The following is a 14,662-nucleotide window of genomic DNA, read 5'->3' as shown; positions in this document are numbered from 1 at the left end:
TGCGCTATTTCAAATTCGACGCTGGTTTACACCGGCTTTACGTTGCAGACAAACAGCCTCTCTACACTGACACCATGAGCACACATACCTTGTTGATGATTGAAGACGATGTGCGCCTGGCCGGCATGGTCAGCGACTATCTGGGGCAAAACAGCCTGTCTGTGGTGCACTGCGCCGATGCCAGCAGCGGGCTGGCACATCTGCAAGACAGCGGCAATCTGCCGGACTTGCTGATTCTGGACCTGATGCTGCCGGACATGGACGGGCTGGAGGTGTGCCGCCGCCTGCGCGCCATGCAAGGGCCTGCAGGCAAGGTGCCAGTGCTCATGCTGACGGCCAAGGGAGACCCCATGGATCGCGTCATTGGACTGGAGATTGGTGCGGACGACTATCTGCCCAAACCGTTTGAGCCACGCGAATTGCTGGCGCGTATTCGCGCCATCTTGCGCCGCCGTGGTGATGACGGGGCAGCGATTGCTGTGCCTGCCGCAGCCAATGTGATGCGTTTTGGAAGCCTGGAGATTGACCGCGATGCCCGCACCGTCAGCGTGGCGGGCCAGGTTGCGGAGCTGACGAGTTACCAGTTTGACTTGCTGGTGGCGCTGGCTGAACGTGCTGGCCGCGTGTTGACGCGTGACCAGATCATGGAAGCGGTTCGCGGGCGTGAGCTGGAAGCATTTGACCGCTCCATTGATGTGCACATGGGCCGTATACGTGCAGCGATTGAGGTGGACGCCAAGTCGCCCAAGCGCATTCTTACGGTGCGTGGTGTGGGCTATGTGTTTGCCAAGCAGCAGGACTGATTGCGCATGTTCAAAGCTTTCTCTCAGCGTCTGTATCTGCGTATCTGGTTGGCGGTAGTGGGGGGCGTGGCCGTGCTGACGCTGGTGGTAGGCTGGGCCTGGCAGCAGGCCGAAGAGCACAATGCACGCAACAATGCATCTCCCACCTCCATGGCGCGTGAAATGACCGTGACAGATGCCAATGGTCAAGTCTTGGTGCAAGGGCCGTTTGAGCGTATCCGACGTGGCGAAAACGACGTTCCACGTTTTGAAATCAAGAGCGAGGATGGCAGTGCTTACTATCTTGAAATGAGTTCTCGCATGGGCGGCGGCTCTGGTGGGCGGCATGCGTCAGCCCCTCCTGGACATGGCTGGGCATTTTGGATTCGCTCGCCGTTCAGCTTTTTGTGGCTGTTGGGCCTGGTGGGGGTGGCGGTGGCAATCGGTGTGTTCCCCATCATCCGTCGCTTGCTCAAGCGCCTGGAAAACCTGCAACGAGGCGTCCAGCGCTTTGGTGAAGGGGATTTGACGGTGCGTGTGCCTACCGAAGGCAAGGATGAGGTGGCGGATCTGGCCCGTCAGTTCAACGCGGCAGCAAGCCGCATTGAAGATCTGGTGCAATCGCACAAATCGTTGCTGGCCAATGCCTCGCACGAACTGCGTTCACCGCTGGCGCGCATTCGCATGGGCCTGGAGCTGATGGGTGGTGATGCTTCCGTGTCCAAAGCCAAAACCGAGATTCAGCGCAACATCAATGAGTTGGACCAACTGGTGGACGAAATTTTGTTGGCCAGTCGTCTGGAGTCCCCCGATGTGGATGTAGGTTGCAATGAAGTGGTCGATCTGATCGGTTTGGCGGCAGAAGAGTGTGCTCGTGTTGACGCGGAGTTGATACTGGATGACGTTGGGGCCATGGATGTGAATGCCGTGCCCAAACTCTTGCGTCGCGCTGTGCGCAATCTGCTGGAGAATGCCCGGCGCTACAGCCAGGGTGAGGTTACGTTGACCCTTAGCCGCGAGGACACAACGGCGGTGGTGCGCGTGGAGGACCACGGCCCTGGGGTTCCACTGGAGCAACGCGAGCGAATCTTCGAAAAGTTTTACCGCCTGCCCGGTGCCAGTGAGCGCTCCGGGGGCGTGGGGCTGGGACTGGCATTGGTGCGCAGCATTGCCCAGCATCACTGGGGCAGCGTGGTCTGTAAAGACCGCGTGGATGGGCAGCCCGGTGCGTGTTTTGAGTTGCGTTTGCCGCAGGTGCTGCACGGCTGGGGGTAAGACGCAGGATGGGGCACGTGTATGTCAGATGCGTGCACTAGGCCAAAGGCAGACAAAAAAAGCCGCAAGGAACTCCTTGCGGCTTTTTTTATAAGGGTGCGGAGATTAGCGAATCAGCAGCACGGGAACAGAGCAATTGGCCAGCACTTGGGTGGAGACCGAACCCATCACCAGCTTGCCCAGTGAGCCGTGACCGTGGGTACCCATGATGATCAGGTCGTACTTGCCTTCTTCGGCAATCTTGGCGATGGTTTCGCCCGCTGGACCAACCTCAGAGCGTGCATTGACCGTGATACCACTTTGCGCCATGAACTTGCTGACAGGGTCAAGGACCTTGGCAGATTCATCTGCGTAGTACTCGTTCACGATATCTTTGCTCAGCGCAGCACGTGCGCGGGGAGGCAGAGCTGGCTGAACTGTGAGAGCTGTGTATTCGTGGCGACCAGCGGTGATCAATTCATCATGCGCGGACAAATACGCCAGCATTTTTTTTGTGAAGGGGCTACCGTCGACAGCGAGCAGGATTTTCATGGGACATATCTCCAATTGGATAACGTTAAGCGTAATCACTGGAGCGCATGTTGTCTTGACTTAAGTCATGTTTTTGAGGGCTTGATCCAGTGGGTGCATGGAAATCATACGGTGATGCATGCCGCAGGCTGAAAGTAAAGCTGTTCATTTTTACGGGCATAGCCTAGCGGATTGGCGACCACCCGGCAGCGCCAATTGCCGCCATCTGCATGCTTGCCTTGCACCTGATAATCGCTGGGAGCATGCAAGTGCCCATGTAGCCACAGATCTGCGTGTGCCAGCAAGTCATCAAGCGCATTGCAAAAGCCTGCCGTTCCGGGAGCGAGTCCATAGCGGGGATCACTGCTTTGGAGGCTTGGAGCGAAGTGAGTGATTACCACTGTTTTTCCCGCGAAAGGTTGCTGCAGTGCATCGCGCAGCCAGGCTTGGCAAGTCAGGGCCTGTTCACGCATGGGCTCAGCCAGGAAAGGACGGCCATGGCGTGTGCCACCAGTTTTTTGCAAATAGAAGTTCGCTGCGCGAAAAGATTTTTCGCGCAGTTTGAGCAAGCGACCCATATCACCCGCCTGCACTTGCTCATCCAGCAAGGCGATGGCATCAAAATCAGTCCACAAAGTGGTTCCGGCAAAGCGCACCTGATCGATCACCACGCTTTCGCGCTCCAGCCAGATGATGCCCAGCGTGTCACATACGCGGCGTAGCCGCACATGGGCCTCGTCCCAGTCCTGCATGTCATATTCATGGTTGCCCGGTACAAAAAGGACCGGGCAGGGCCAGCCTGCAAACTGGGGCAAGGGCGAGAAACGCTCCAACCCAAACAACTCACCCTCAAGCAGACTGCCTGCCTGATAAGAGCCTATGTCTCCGGCCAGAACCAGTACATCGGCGTCAGTGGCAGGGGTGGCCTGATAGTGAGGGTGGACTTCCAGGTGAAGGTCGGAGAGCAGTTGGAGTTTCATGGTGCGGGTGGGTGAGCACAAAACGAATTCTCTTGCATGCACGTGTTTGGTGCGTGATTTTTAGAATCGCTCCCCTTTAAGATTTTGCTTGCTTATCGAATGCAAGTCTTTCGATGATAAGAACCCTTGGGAATACGAGAGTCAGTAGCAGATTATTGTTGCTTGGTTTGTGCGTGAGCTATGCCCTGGCGGTCAGGTTGCCGCTGACATGGGGTTGGGAAAACGGGCCTTTGGAGATTTTCCAGACACTCACATTGCTGGCTGGCCTGCTGGTGGCTTTGCTGGCTGCGCAGGCACATCGCCCGAAAACGGCCTCGTTTTGGTGGATCGCGGCCTTGTTCTGGCTGGTCATGTTGGGACGTGAGCTGGCCTGGGGCGCGGTGTTTCTGGAGCCGCTGGGGATGGATGCTGAGCGTGGCCCGCGCTATAGCTCCAGCGTTTTAATGTGGAAACCTGCGGTTGCATGGATGTGCTGTGCCATGTTGTTGCTCTGCGTGTTTTGGGTGATGCGTTATCGCCTGTTCCACCAGGTGTTGCTGCGCTGCCAGCGTGAAAACGCCCTGCCTTGGGGAGGCTTGTTGGTGTTTGTTCTGGCTATGGTGCTATCGGCTGCTGCTGAGGGCCATGTTGGCAAGATGTGGTGGTCGCAACTGCAGGGTGTGCGTTTGACCATGGAGGAGGTGGCTGAATGCTGGGCATATCTGGCAGTGTGGTGGGCGCAGTGGCTGCTGGTGCAACATATGCGCCAGTGGCGCAGCGGCAACTATTTGCAAACACTGCACTTTGCCCGTAACTCACTGCATGAACGCCTTGAGCGTCGCTCTGTTTAAAGCGTGGAGCAACCATTCGTAAGCGGCCCTGTTGGGGCCACGCTTGTGCCAGAGTGCATCCACATGCACGGCTTGCACGTCCAGCGGGAGCGGGTGTACCTGCAATTGCTGCTGTATGCCTGTGATGGGTACGAAATGCTTGGGTAACACGGTGACCAGATCCGACTGGCTCACCACCCGTGCTGCGGTGGTGTATTGGTTGACGGTCAGCACAATGTGGCGCTCTCGCCCCAGTGCAGCCAAAGCCTCATCGATAAAGCCATAGGCGCGCCCCGAAAAGCTCACCAGCAGGTGGCGCGCTGCGCAGTAGTGCTCCAGCGTCAGTGGCATCAGCGCCAGCGGGTGGTTTTTGCGCATCACGGCCACGTACTCTCCGTCGTACAGGCGGCGGTGCTCATGCGGAACCAAGGTGCCAGACTGGGCGCGTGCGGTCAGGTCGGCCAGCACGGCGGGAAAATGGCCAACGGCCATGTCTGCAGCTTCGGCATCCAAAAGCCCACGTGGATCGCGTGTGGTCAGTGGCACGATGCGGATAGAAAGTTTGGGTGCTTCACGTTCCAGAATTGGCACCAGATTGGGCACCAGAGTGCCTGCGGTTGCATCAGCCATCGCCAGTACCAAGGTGAGGTTGGCGGTAGCGGGGTCAAACACTTCCGGAGCCAGACTTTGTTGCAAATTGCCCAGTGCTTCACGTACCACGGGCCATAAGGTCAATGCCCGTGGAGTGGGCTGCACGCCGTAGCCTTGGCGTACCAGCAGTTCATCACCCAGAGCATCGCGCAAGCGTCGCATGGCATTGCTGACAGCAGGTTGTGTGAGTGCCAACTTATCTGCAGCGCGCGTCAAACTGCCTTCTGCCATGACAGTGTCAAACACGCGCAGCAAATTGAGGTCCAGCAGGCGAAAGTCCAGAGGCGTCATGGACTGGCATTTGAACATCACTGCCGTGAATGATCCAGATTCAAAATATAAATTTGAAAGGTTTTAGGGATAACCCTAGTATTACAGCCAAGACCAGCTATCTGCCACAAGCGCCCGGCTGGTTTTTTGCAAAGGCCTTATCCATGACCACTACGACTGCTGTTTATCCCGTTCGCACTGCTCCCAAAGCTTTGCTGCCTTGGCTTTTCTCCATCGCTGCCCAGCAGTGGAAGGCCTGGAAGGTGGCACGCCGTGCGGTACGTGCAGACGAGCTGACCTGGGATATGGCTTTGCAGGATGCTCGCCTGATGGCCGACCTCTCGCGTGCCATGTCGGAGACGGCAGCCAAGCGCTAAGGCCAGGGCATTTGGGCACGGTCATGCCTACCTGTGAGCTTCTTTGATCATCAAGCCGCTGTCCATACAGCGGCTTTTTGTTTGCAGATGTTCAATAAAAAAGGGGCTTGCACAGCAAGCCCCTTTTGCATGATGCGGGGGTGGGCGTGGTTAACCATGCGGCCCGCTTGCCAGTCAGGCGGCCAGACGCTCTTGCAGCTTGTCCTTGGTGTCCAGCAATTCTTGGGGCATGCCCAGAGCCAACTGCTCGAAGTGGGCGGTGTGCAGTTTCATTTCTTGCGCCCAGGCTGCCTTGTCTATGCCGGTGACCGTGGCAAATTGCTCAGCAGTGAAGTTCAACCCTGTCCAGTTGATTTCACCGTACTGAGGCGCCACACCGAATGCGGTGTTCTGGCCTTGCACCTGGCCTTCGATGCGGTCAATCATCCACTTGAGCACACGCATGTTTTCACCGTAACCGGGCCAGACAAACTTGCCGTCAGCATCCTTGCGGAACCAGTTGGTGGTGAAAATCTTGGGCAGCTTGGCACCCGAAGCTTCCACCTTGGCACCCAGATCCAGCCAGTGCTGGAAGTAGTCGCTCATGTTGTAGCCGGCAAAAGGCAGCATGGCGAACGGGTCGCGGCGCACCACGCCCTGCGCACCAAAAGCGGCGGCAGTGGTTTCAGAGCCCATGGTGGCGGCCATGTACACACCTTCGGTCCAGTCGCGAGCCTCGGTCACCAAAGGTACGGTGGTAGAGCGGCGGCCACCAAAGATGAAGGCGTCAATCTTCACGCCAGCCGGGTCGTCCCAGGCTTCGTCCAGTGCGGGGTTGTTGGTAGCAGCAACGGTGAAGCGGGCATTGGGGTGTGCGGCCTTGGCGCCGGTTTCCTTGGCGATGGCGGGAGTCCAGTCCTTGCCTTGCCAGTCGATGAGGTGCTCGGGCACAAAACCTGTGTCCTTTTCCATGCCTTCCCACCACACGTCGCCATCGTCGGTCAGTGCCACGTTGGTGAAGATGACGTCCTTGTTCAGGCTCTTCATGCAGTTGGGGTTGGTGAGCATATTGGTGCCGGGTGCAACGCCAAAGTAGCCTGCTTCGGGGTTGATGGCGCGCAGGCTGCCATCGGCCTGGGGCTTGATCCAGGCAATGTCGTCACCAATCGTTGTGACCTTCCAGCCCTCAAAGCCTGCAGGTGGCACCAGCATGGAGAAGTTGGTCTTGCCGCAAGCGGAAGGGAAGGCGGCGGCCACGTGGTATTTCTTGCCCTCGGGGTTGGTCACGCCCAGGATCAGCATGTGTTCGGCCAGCCAGCCCTGGCTGCGGCCCATGGTGGAGGCAATGCGCAGCGCAAAGCACTTCTTGCCCAGCAATGCGTTGCCGCCGTAGCCCGAACCGTACGACCAGATTTCGCGCGTTTCGGGGTAGTGCACGATGTACTTGGTGGTGGGATTGCACGGCCAGCTGGTGCTGTCTTTTTCGCCTTCTTTCAAGGGCGCTCCCACGGTGTGCACGCAGGGCACGAACTCGCCATCGGTGCCGATGACGTCGTACACGGCCTTGCCCATGCGGGTCATGATCTTCATGTTCACGGCCACATACGCGCTGTCGGACAGCTCGATGCCGATGTGCGCAATGGGAGAGCCCAGCGGGCCCATCGAGAAAGGCACCACATACATGGTGCGACCAGCCATGCAACCATCAAACAAAGGCTGCAGCTTGGCGCGCATCTCTGCAGGCGCTTTCCAGTTGTTCGTGGGGCCCGCGTCTTCTTGCTTTTCGCAGCAGATGAAGGTGCGATCTTCCACGCGTGCCACGTCCGAAGGGTCGGAGCAGGCCAGGTAGCTGTTGGCGCGCTTGGCCGGGTTGAGCCTTTTGAACGTGCCGGCGTCCACCAACTGTTGGCACAGTGCGTCGTACTCTTCTTGCGAGCCATCACACCAATGCACTGTGGCGGGCTTGCACAAGGCCACCATTTCGCTGACCCAGGCGATGAGCTTGGGGTTTTTTACATAGTCAGGGGCTTGCACTTGCAGAGTTTTAGGTGCGGCTGCATTCATCGATGTCTCCGGGATGGTTAAAAGCGGTGACGTCAGCTCTGCAAGCAAAGCTGGCATAACCGTTTTTGGTGCTTATGACCTTTTTGCTGCCTGTTTTTTTTTTGCAGCAGGCGGTCATTCTATGGAGCTGTCATAAAAAAGCCATCAGTTTGAATTCTAAAACTATGTGTTTGAAGCATTGATATATGCAAAAAGTATTGGCTAATTGCTCAAAACAGGTATGTGGCAACTCACATCATCCTGGGTGCACACAAGCCGCACAATTGCGTGCAGAGAAAGGTTTGCTGATGTCTCAACAAGAATTCTTAGATGCGTTGCTATGCACACTAGGCGCGGATACTGTGCTGGTGGGGGAGTCCGTCCAAGCGCGCTACCACACTGACTGGAGCGGGACACCTCCTGTGGCCCCGCTGGCGCTGGTGCGCCCTCGTAGTACTGAACAAGTCAGCGCTGCGCTGCAGCTTTGTCATGCGCACCGCGTGGCCGTAGTGCCGCAAGGCGGTTTGACTGGTCTGGCTGGAGGAGCGGTCCCTGTGGCTGGCTGCGTGGCGATTTCCATGGAGCGTATGCATGCCGTGGAGGAGGTCAACACACGTTCGGGCGTGATGACGGTGCAAGCCGGGGCTACGCTGCAGGCTGTGCAGGAGGCCGCTGCTGATGCCGGTTGGGTGTTTGGCGTTGATCTTGGGGCACGCGGCAGTTGTCAGATTGGCGGCAATGTAGCTACCAATGCCGGAGGTAACGGCGTGCTGCAGCACGGCATGATGCGCGAGCAGGTGCTGGGTCTGGAGGTGGTCCTGGCAGATGGAACCGTGTTGCCCATGCTGCGGCCCATGATCAAGAACAACACAGGCTACGACCTGAAGCAATTCTTTATCGGAGCAGAAGGAACGCTGGGCATTATCACCCGCGTCATGCTGCGCTTGCGCCCACAGCCGCAGGCCAAGGCCACAGCCTTGGTGGCCATGCCCAGCTTTGACCAGTCGCTGGCCGTGCTGCAGCACATGCAGCAGCGCTTTGGCAATAGTGTGGCCGCGTTCGAGCTCATGTGGGACAGCTTTGTGCAAACCTCGGTGCGCTGGCAGAAACTGCAAGCGCCCTTTGCGCAAAGCCATCCTTTCCTGGCGCTGATAGATGTGGATGGCAAAGACGAAGCCAGCTTGCGCGAAGCTGTAGAGGAGGCCCTTGGCGAAGCCATGGAAGCTGGCAATGTGCTGGATGCCGTCATTGCCCAATCTCAGACACAGGCCAAAACCTTGTGGAAGCTGCGCGAAGCACCCGCGGAGATGAACACGAATATGCATCCGCCGATCAACTTCGACGTGAGTCTGCCGCAGTCAGAGATTGGCCGTTTCGCACAGGCCATTCAGGCCGCCTTTGACGTGCGCTGGCCCGGGCACCATTCCATCTTCTTTGGCCATGTGGGCGATGGAAACCTGCATGTCTCCACGGATGGAAAAACGGTTGGTGGTGCATGTGACGCAGTGGAAGCTGAGTTGTACCGCGTGGTGGGCCAGTTCCAGGGTTCCGTGTCTGCGGAGCATGGCATTGGGCTGCACAAAAAACCTTTTTTGGCATTGAGCCGCACGCCACAGGAGCTGGCAGCCATGCGAGCGATCAAAGCGGCGCTCGATCCCCTGGGACTGATGAATCCTGGCAAGGTTTTCTGACGCAGTAAAAAGGAGGGCGCACGCTTGGTGAGTGAAGCCTGCACCTCACTGCGGCGCTATGGCGTGCATTTTGCTTTAGGCGTTGACGTTTTTCAGGTGTTGATAATCCATGAACCAAGCCGTGTCTCCTTTTGTTTTCCATCCAGGCAATGTGCCATTGCTTGTTTCCATGCCGCATGCAGGCACTCATGTGCCCGAAGAGATTGCCGCTGAGCTGACGGAGGAAGCACGGCAAGTGCCTGATACCGACTGGCATATGCCCTTGCTGTATGACTTTGCCCAGGCCATGGGGGCATCGGTTTTGGTTGCGACGCATTCGCGCTACGTGGTGGACTTGAACCGTCCACCCAACGGAGAGAGCCTGTACCCGGGCCAGAGCGTGACGGGTTTGTGCCCTGTGGATACCTTTGATGACACGCCGCTCTACGCTGATGCCCGCCCGGCAGTGGAGCCCGAAGAAATAGCGCGCCGCCGCGAAGCCTATTGGCAGCCCTACCATGTGCAGTTGCATGCCGAGCTGGAGCGCTTGCTGGCGTTGCACGGCAAGGTGGTGTTGTGGGATGCGCACTCGATTCGCTCTGTCCTGCCCCGCTTCTTTGCGGGCAAGCTCACGGATCTGAACCTGGGCTCCGCCGACGGCAAGAGTTGCGACCACCGGTTGGCGCAACAACTGCTCGATATTGCGCAGGAAGCGCCTGGTCACACCGCAGTACTCAATGGGCGCTTCAAAGGCGGCTATATCACGCGCCATTACGGCGATCCGGCTCGCAACATCCATGCCGTGCAACTGGAAATGACGCAGTGCAGCTATATGCAGGAGGTGCTGCCCTTTGATTTCCTGCCTGAGCGTGCATCGCGCATTCAACCCACGCTGCAGCGCATGCTGCAGGCAGCACTTGCATTTGCTCAGCAACGAAACCCAACGTAGCCCAAAATCTTACGATAGAAGCATGTGCGGGAGGCGTCATGACTTTTTCGCTGTTTCCAGCCGAACCACAGCCAGCCGAAAGCATCGCTGATGGGGCGGTGCTGCTGCGTAGCTGGGCGGCAGTCAACGATGGCGAATGGGTGGCGGCTGTACAGGAGGTGCTGGCACAGCAGCCGTTTCAGGCCGCGTACACTGCCAGCGGCCTGCCCATGTCGGTACGCACCAGCAATTGCGGGGAATGGGGCTGGGCTGCCAGCCGCAGCGGCTATGGCTACACACGCAGCGATCCGGCAACGGGCAAGCCGTGGCCGGCCATGCCCGCTTTTTTGCGGCATCAAGCCCGGCTGCTGGCCTTGCAGGCCGGTTATGCAGATTTCGAACCGGATGTCTGCCTGATCAACTGCTACGAAGTGGGCGCCAAGATGGGCCTGCACCATGATGCAGACGAAAAGGACAAGTCAGCGCCCATTGTCTCGGTGTCCTTGGGACTGCCCTGCACTTTTGTTTGGGGCGGACTGAAGCGCGCCGACCCCGTGCGCAGCTTCCGGCTTGAACATGGCGATGTGCTGGTCTGGGGAGGGGCATCGCACATGGTGTTCCATGGTGTACGTCCGTTGCAGGACGGGCGCCACCCGGTGCTGGGAGCGCAGCGCTGGAATCTCACCTTTCGCATGGCGCAAAGTCGTTACAGCGCTTAAACCGCCGACGACGCGGTGCATATCGACTTGCTGCTGCCCGGGGCTTGTACAGCTTCCTACAATTGAGGGCTATGAGCCTGCCACACTACACCCGCGCCCAAGCGCTGCCCGCCCTGCTGCAACAACGCATTGCCATCCTGGATGGCGCCATGGGCACCATGATCCAACGCTTCAAGCTGGGCGAGGCCCAGTACCGCGGCGAAGGCTATGCCGGCACGGATGCTGCGGGCGATCGCTTTGCTGATTTTCCGCACGATGTGAAGGGCAACAATGAGTTGCTGTCCATCACTCGCCCCGATGTGATTCGAGACATCCACGAAAAATATCTGGCTGCTGGTGCCGACCTGATCGAAACCAACACCTTTGGTGCGACCACCGTGGCGCAAGAGGACTACCACATGGCCGATCTGGCGCGGGAGATGAACCTCAAGAGCGCACAGCTGGCCCGTGCCGCGTGCGACAAATACAGTGTCAATGGCCGCAAGTGTTATGTGGCCGGAGCCTTGGGCCCAACGCCCAAGACTGCATCCATCAGCCCCGATGTGAATGATCCAGGCGCACGCAATGTGGACTTCGAAACCCTGCGCCAAGCCTATTTTGAGCAGACGGTGGCGCTGATTGAAGGTGGCGCGGACGTAATCCTGGTGGAAACCATTTTCGACACGCTCAACGCCAAGGCGGCATTGTTTGCTGTGGAAGAGGCGTTTGATGCGACTGGCGAGGTGTTGCCCATCATGATCAGCGGCACAGTGACCGATGCCTCTGGCCGAATCTTGTCGGGGCAGACCGTGACTGCCTTTTGGCACAGCGTGCGCCACAGCAACCCATTGTCGGTGGGGCTGAACTGTGCTCTGGGGGCCACCCTGATGCGCCCCTACATTCAGGAGCTGGCCAAGGCCGCGCCCGACACTTTCATCAGCTGTTACCCGAACGCAGGGCTGCCCAACCCCATGAGCGATACCGGTTTTGATGAAACGCCTGATGTGACCAGCCGTCTGGTGCATGAGTTTGCGGCGGAAGGCCTGGTAAATATTGTGGGGGGCTGCTGCGGAACCACACCCGACCATATTGGTGCCATCGCCAAGGCGGTTTCCGGCGATAAGGGGCGCAAGCTGTTCTACCCCGCAGAGGCATGATGCACCGCTGAACTCAGAAGCTGTGCTCTGCCGCGCTACGACGCAGGCAAGACAAGTAACTTGCAGCGCCTGACAAGTCAATTGTCAGGCGCTTTGTTTATGGCAGGAACACCAAAAAAAGCCCTGCAAAGCAGGGCTAAAGGTGCCTTCTGCAAGGAGTTCTCATCCCTGTTGCCTCTTGTTCGCAAACACCACCGCTGATACGTCGTTGCTTGGCCTCGTCTCAGCCGCAAACCTTCGGCTCGCGGGTGGTGTTTGCGATGCTCAATACAGGTTCATGCGGCATCCTTTCGCGCAGAGCAGGCGATGCCTTTGACCACCTGCCAGGCCATGGCCAGAGCGCCGACGATGAAGACCACATCACCAAAGGTGCGTATCCAGCGCAGGTTTTCCAGCAAGGGTTGCTGCATGAAAGCTTCGCTGCGTGCCCACCACAGGCCTTCGCTGGCGCTGGCGTGAAATTGCAAGATACCGATGGGCAGCAAGCTGGTCACAATCATCAGCACCAGGCCGATGTTGAGGCACCAGAAAGCGGTTTTCATCAAGCTCTCGCTGAACATCATCTCCGGGCGCACATAGCGCAGCACCATCAGGCTGAAGCCCAGGGCCAGGAAGCCATACACTCCGAACAAGGCAGCGTGAGCGTGCAGCGGTGTGGTGTTCAGGCCTTGCACGTAGTACAGCGAGATGGGCGGGTTGATCATGAAACCAAACACCCCGGCACCCAGCATGTTCCAGAAGGCCACGGCCACAAAGCACATCAGCGGCCATTTCACGCGCTGCATCCAGGGGGCGCGATTTTGCAGACGCCAGTTCTCCCAGGCCTCATGACCGAGCACGATCAGCGGCACAACTTCCAGCGCGCTGAACGCGGCACCCACGGCCATGACCGGAGTGGTGGTCCCAGCAAAATACAGGTGGTGGAAAGTGCCGGGAATGCCGCCAAGCAGGAACAGCGATGCCGATGCCAGACTGGCGGTGGTGGCCATGCGGCGCGAGACCAGTCCCATGCTGGAGAAGACAAAGGCCAGGCCGGTTGTGGCAAACACTTCAAAGAAGCCTTCCACCCACAGGTGCACCACCCACCAGCGCCAGTACTCCATCACGGTCAGGCTGGTGCGCTCGCCATAGAAAAGGCCTGCACCGTAGAACAGACCAATAGCGCCGCATGAGCAGGTCAGCAGGGCCAGCAGGTTTTTGTCTTTGCCGTTGCGCGCCAGCAAGGCCGGCAGCACGCCGCGCAGCATAAGCACCAGCCACAGCAGCATGCCCACCCATTTGAGGATCTGCCACAGGCGGCCCAGGTCGATAAATTCGTAGCCTTGGTGCCCGAGCCAGAAGTTCCACTCCGGCGGCATGAGCTGTGCGATAGCCAGGTAGTTGCCGACAAAAGAGCCCACGCACACAAAGACCAACGCCCAGAACAGCACGTCCACACCGAGTCTCTGGAATTTCGGGTCTTTACCGCCGTTGATGATGGGGGCCAGGAACAGGCCTAGGGCCAGGAACCCTGTCGCAATCCAGAACAGTGCGCTTTGGATGTGCCAGGTGCGGGTCAGTGAATAGGGGAACCATTGCGAGACATCGATGCCGTAGAACTCCTGGCCTTCAACGGTGTAGTGGGCGGTAAAACCGCCCAGCATCACCTGGAAAACGAACAGGCCCACCACCAGCAACAAGTATTTGCCCAGAGCACGCTGCGAAGGAGTGAGCGCAAAGCGCGTGAGCGGGTCTTGAGCAGGCGTTGGCGCGCTGTCGTCTTCTTGCTGACGCAGGAAAGACCAGCCCCACACCAGAAAGCCCACGCCAGCCAGCAAAATCACGACACTGGCAATGGACCAGATCACGTTTTCAGCACTGGGAACATTGCTGATCAAAGGCTCATGCGGCCAGTTGTTGGTATAGGTGACCTTGCTGTCTGGGCGCTCGGTGGCGGCCGCCCAGGCGGTCCAGAAAAAGAACTTGCTCATCTGCGCGCGCCGCTCGGCGCTGGGCAGTGTGTTCTCCTTCATGGCAAAGCTCTCGCGGCTGCCGCGTAAAGCGGGCGCATCGGAAAAGAGCTGGTCGTAGTAGTTTGCGGTCTGCTCGATGGCTTGGGCACGGCGCGCGCTGATGGTCAAGGTGTTGCTGTCATCGACCCGGTTGTGGCGGTACTCCGCTTCCAATTGGGCGCGCAATGCGGCCTGGGCTGCAACGTCGAGGTTGGCATACGGTTTTTGATGCTGCGCCTGTGCTGCCAGGTCGAGCCACGCTGTCAATTCACGGTGCAACCAGTCGGCGGTCCAGTCAGGCGCCTGATAAGCCCCATGGCCCCAGATGGAACCCAGCTGCATGCCGCCGACGGACTGCCAGGCGGTTTGCCCATCCAGTATGTCTGTTTCGGCAAAGAGTTGCTGGCCTTGCTCGGTGACCACGCGCTCAGGGATGGGAGGCGCGGCGCGGTAGATGTCAGCGCCCAGATAGCCGAGCAGCGAGAACATCACAATGCACAGGCCAATCAGCGTGAACCAGTGTTTTTTATATGGACCCATGG

At 58.6% G+C, this 14,662-nt stretch carries 13 protein-coding genes; 8 read left to right on the top strand and 5 right to left on the bottom strand.

The annotated features are described in order from the left end of the window. The first annotated feature begins 74 nt into the window (after positions 1-74). Entirely contained in the window at positions 75-803 is a 729-nt protein-coding gene (locus QEP11_RS08355) for a response regulator transcription factor (protein ID WP_284336177.1), read from the top strand. Further along, the gene (locus QEP11_RS08350; RefSeq protein ID WP_284336176.1) at positions 804-2,057 is read left to right on the top strand and encodes an ATP-binding protein; all 1,254 of its coding nucleotides are present in this window, start codon (positions 804-806) and stop codon (positions 2,055-2,057) included. A gap of 105 nt (positions 2,058-2,162) precedes the next feature. Here QEP11_RS08350 and QEP11_RS08345 read toward each other — a convergent pair whose 3' ends face one another. Further along, complete coding sequence (locus QEP11_RS08345; RefSeq protein ID WP_284336175.1) at positions 2,163-2,588, bottom strand: universal stress protein; 426 nt, start codon at positions 2,586-2,588, stop codon at positions 2,163-2,165. Between the two features lie 104 nt (positions 2,589-2,692). Next, positions 2,693-3,547 (bottom strand): metallophosphoesterase, encoded by an 855-nt coding sequence (locus QEP11_RS08340; protein WP_284336174.1) that lies wholly within the window; start codon positions 3,545-3,547, stop codon positions 2,693-2,695. Between the two features lie 173 nt (positions 3,548-3,720). Between QEP11_RS08340 and QEP11_RS08335 the strand changes: the two genes are divergently transcribed. Further along, positions 3,721-4,377 (top strand): hypothetical protein, encoded by a 657-nt coding sequence (locus tag QEP11_RS08335; RefSeq protein WP_284336173.1) that lies wholly within the window; start codon positions 3,721-3,723, stop codon positions 4,375-4,377. On the opposite strand, the gene QEP11_RS08330 is transcribed toward QEP11_RS08335, so the two are convergent. Beyond that, positions 4,342-5,298, bottom strand: a complete 957-nt coding sequence (locus QEP11_RS08330; RefSeq protein ID WP_284336388.1) for a LysR family transcriptional regulator — start codon at positions 5,296-5,298, stop codon at positions 4,342-4,344. The genes QEP11_RS08335 and QEP11_RS08330 overlap by 36 nt on opposite strands. Positions 5,299-5,441: 143 nt before the next feature. On the opposite strand from QEP11_RS08330, the gene QEP11_RS08325 reads away from it, so the two are divergent. Further along, positions 5,442-5,654: a hypothetical protein gene (locus QEP11_RS08325; RefSeq protein WP_284336408.1), complete on the top strand. Its 213-nt coding sequence runs from the start codon at positions 5,442-5,444 to the stop codon at positions 5,652-5,654. 174 nt (positions 5,655-5,828) lie between these two features. Here the strand turns inward: QEP11_RS08325 and QEP11_RS08320 are convergent, their stop codons facing one another. Continuing rightward, complete coding sequence (locus tag QEP11_RS08320; protein ID WP_284336172.1) at positions 5,829-7,697, bottom strand: phosphoenolpyruvate carboxykinase (GTP); 1,869 nt, start codon at positions 7,695-7,697, stop codon at positions 5,829-5,831. Between the two features lie 287 nt (positions 7,698-7,984). Between QEP11_RS08320 and QEP11_RS08315 the strand changes: the two genes are divergently transcribed. The 4 genes from QEP11_RS08315 (at position 7,985) to QEP11_RS08300 (ending at position 12,129) form a co-directional block, all read left to right on the top strand. Further along, positions 7,985-9,367: an FAD-binding oxidoreductase gene (locus QEP11_RS08315; RefSeq protein ID WP_284336171.1), complete on the top strand. Its 1,383-nt coding sequence runs from the start codon at positions 7,985-7,987 to the stop codon at positions 9,365-9,367. A gap of 109 nt (positions 9,368-9,476) precedes the next feature. Continuing rightward, the gene (hutG, locus tag QEP11_RS08310; RefSeq protein WP_284336170.1) at positions 9,477-10,295 is read left to right on the top strand and encodes an N-formylglutamate deformylase; all 819 of its coding nucleotides are present in this window, start codon (positions 9,477-9,479) and stop codon (positions 10,293-10,295) included. Between the two features lie 38 nt (positions 10,296-10,333). Continuing rightward, the gene (alkB, locus tag QEP11_RS08305) at positions 10,334-10,993 is read left to right on the top strand and encodes a DNA oxidative demethylase AlkB (protein ID WP_284336169.1); all 660 of its coding nucleotides are present in this window, start codon (positions 10,334-10,336) and stop codon (positions 10,991-10,993) included. Between the two features lie 71 nt (positions 10,994-11,064). After that, the gene (locus QEP11_RS08300; protein ID WP_284336168.1) at positions 11,065-12,129 is read left to right on the top strand and encodes a homocysteine S-methyltransferase family protein; all 1,065 of its coding nucleotides are present in this window, start codon (positions 11,065-11,067) and stop codon (positions 12,127-12,129) included. Between the two features lie 275 nt (positions 12,130-12,404). On the opposite strand, the gene QEP11_RS08295 is transcribed toward QEP11_RS08300, so the two are convergent. Next, positions 12,405-14,660 (bottom strand): nitric-oxide reductase large subunit, encoded by a 2,256-nt coding sequence (locus tag QEP11_RS08295; protein WP_284336167.1) that lies wholly within the window; start codon positions 14,658-14,660, stop codon positions 12,405-12,407. Between the last annotated feature and the right edge of the window lie 2 nt (positions 14,661-14,662).

The sequence above is a fragment of the Comamonas halotolerans genome, from assembly GCF_030162935.1.
GTDB lineage: Bacteria > Pseudomonadota > Gammaproteobacteria > Burkholderiales > Burkholderiaceae_C > Comamonas > Comamonas halotolerans.
The sequence above is the reverse complement of the archived record's forward strand: the minus strand, read 5'-3'. Positions and strand labels throughout refer to the sequence as shown.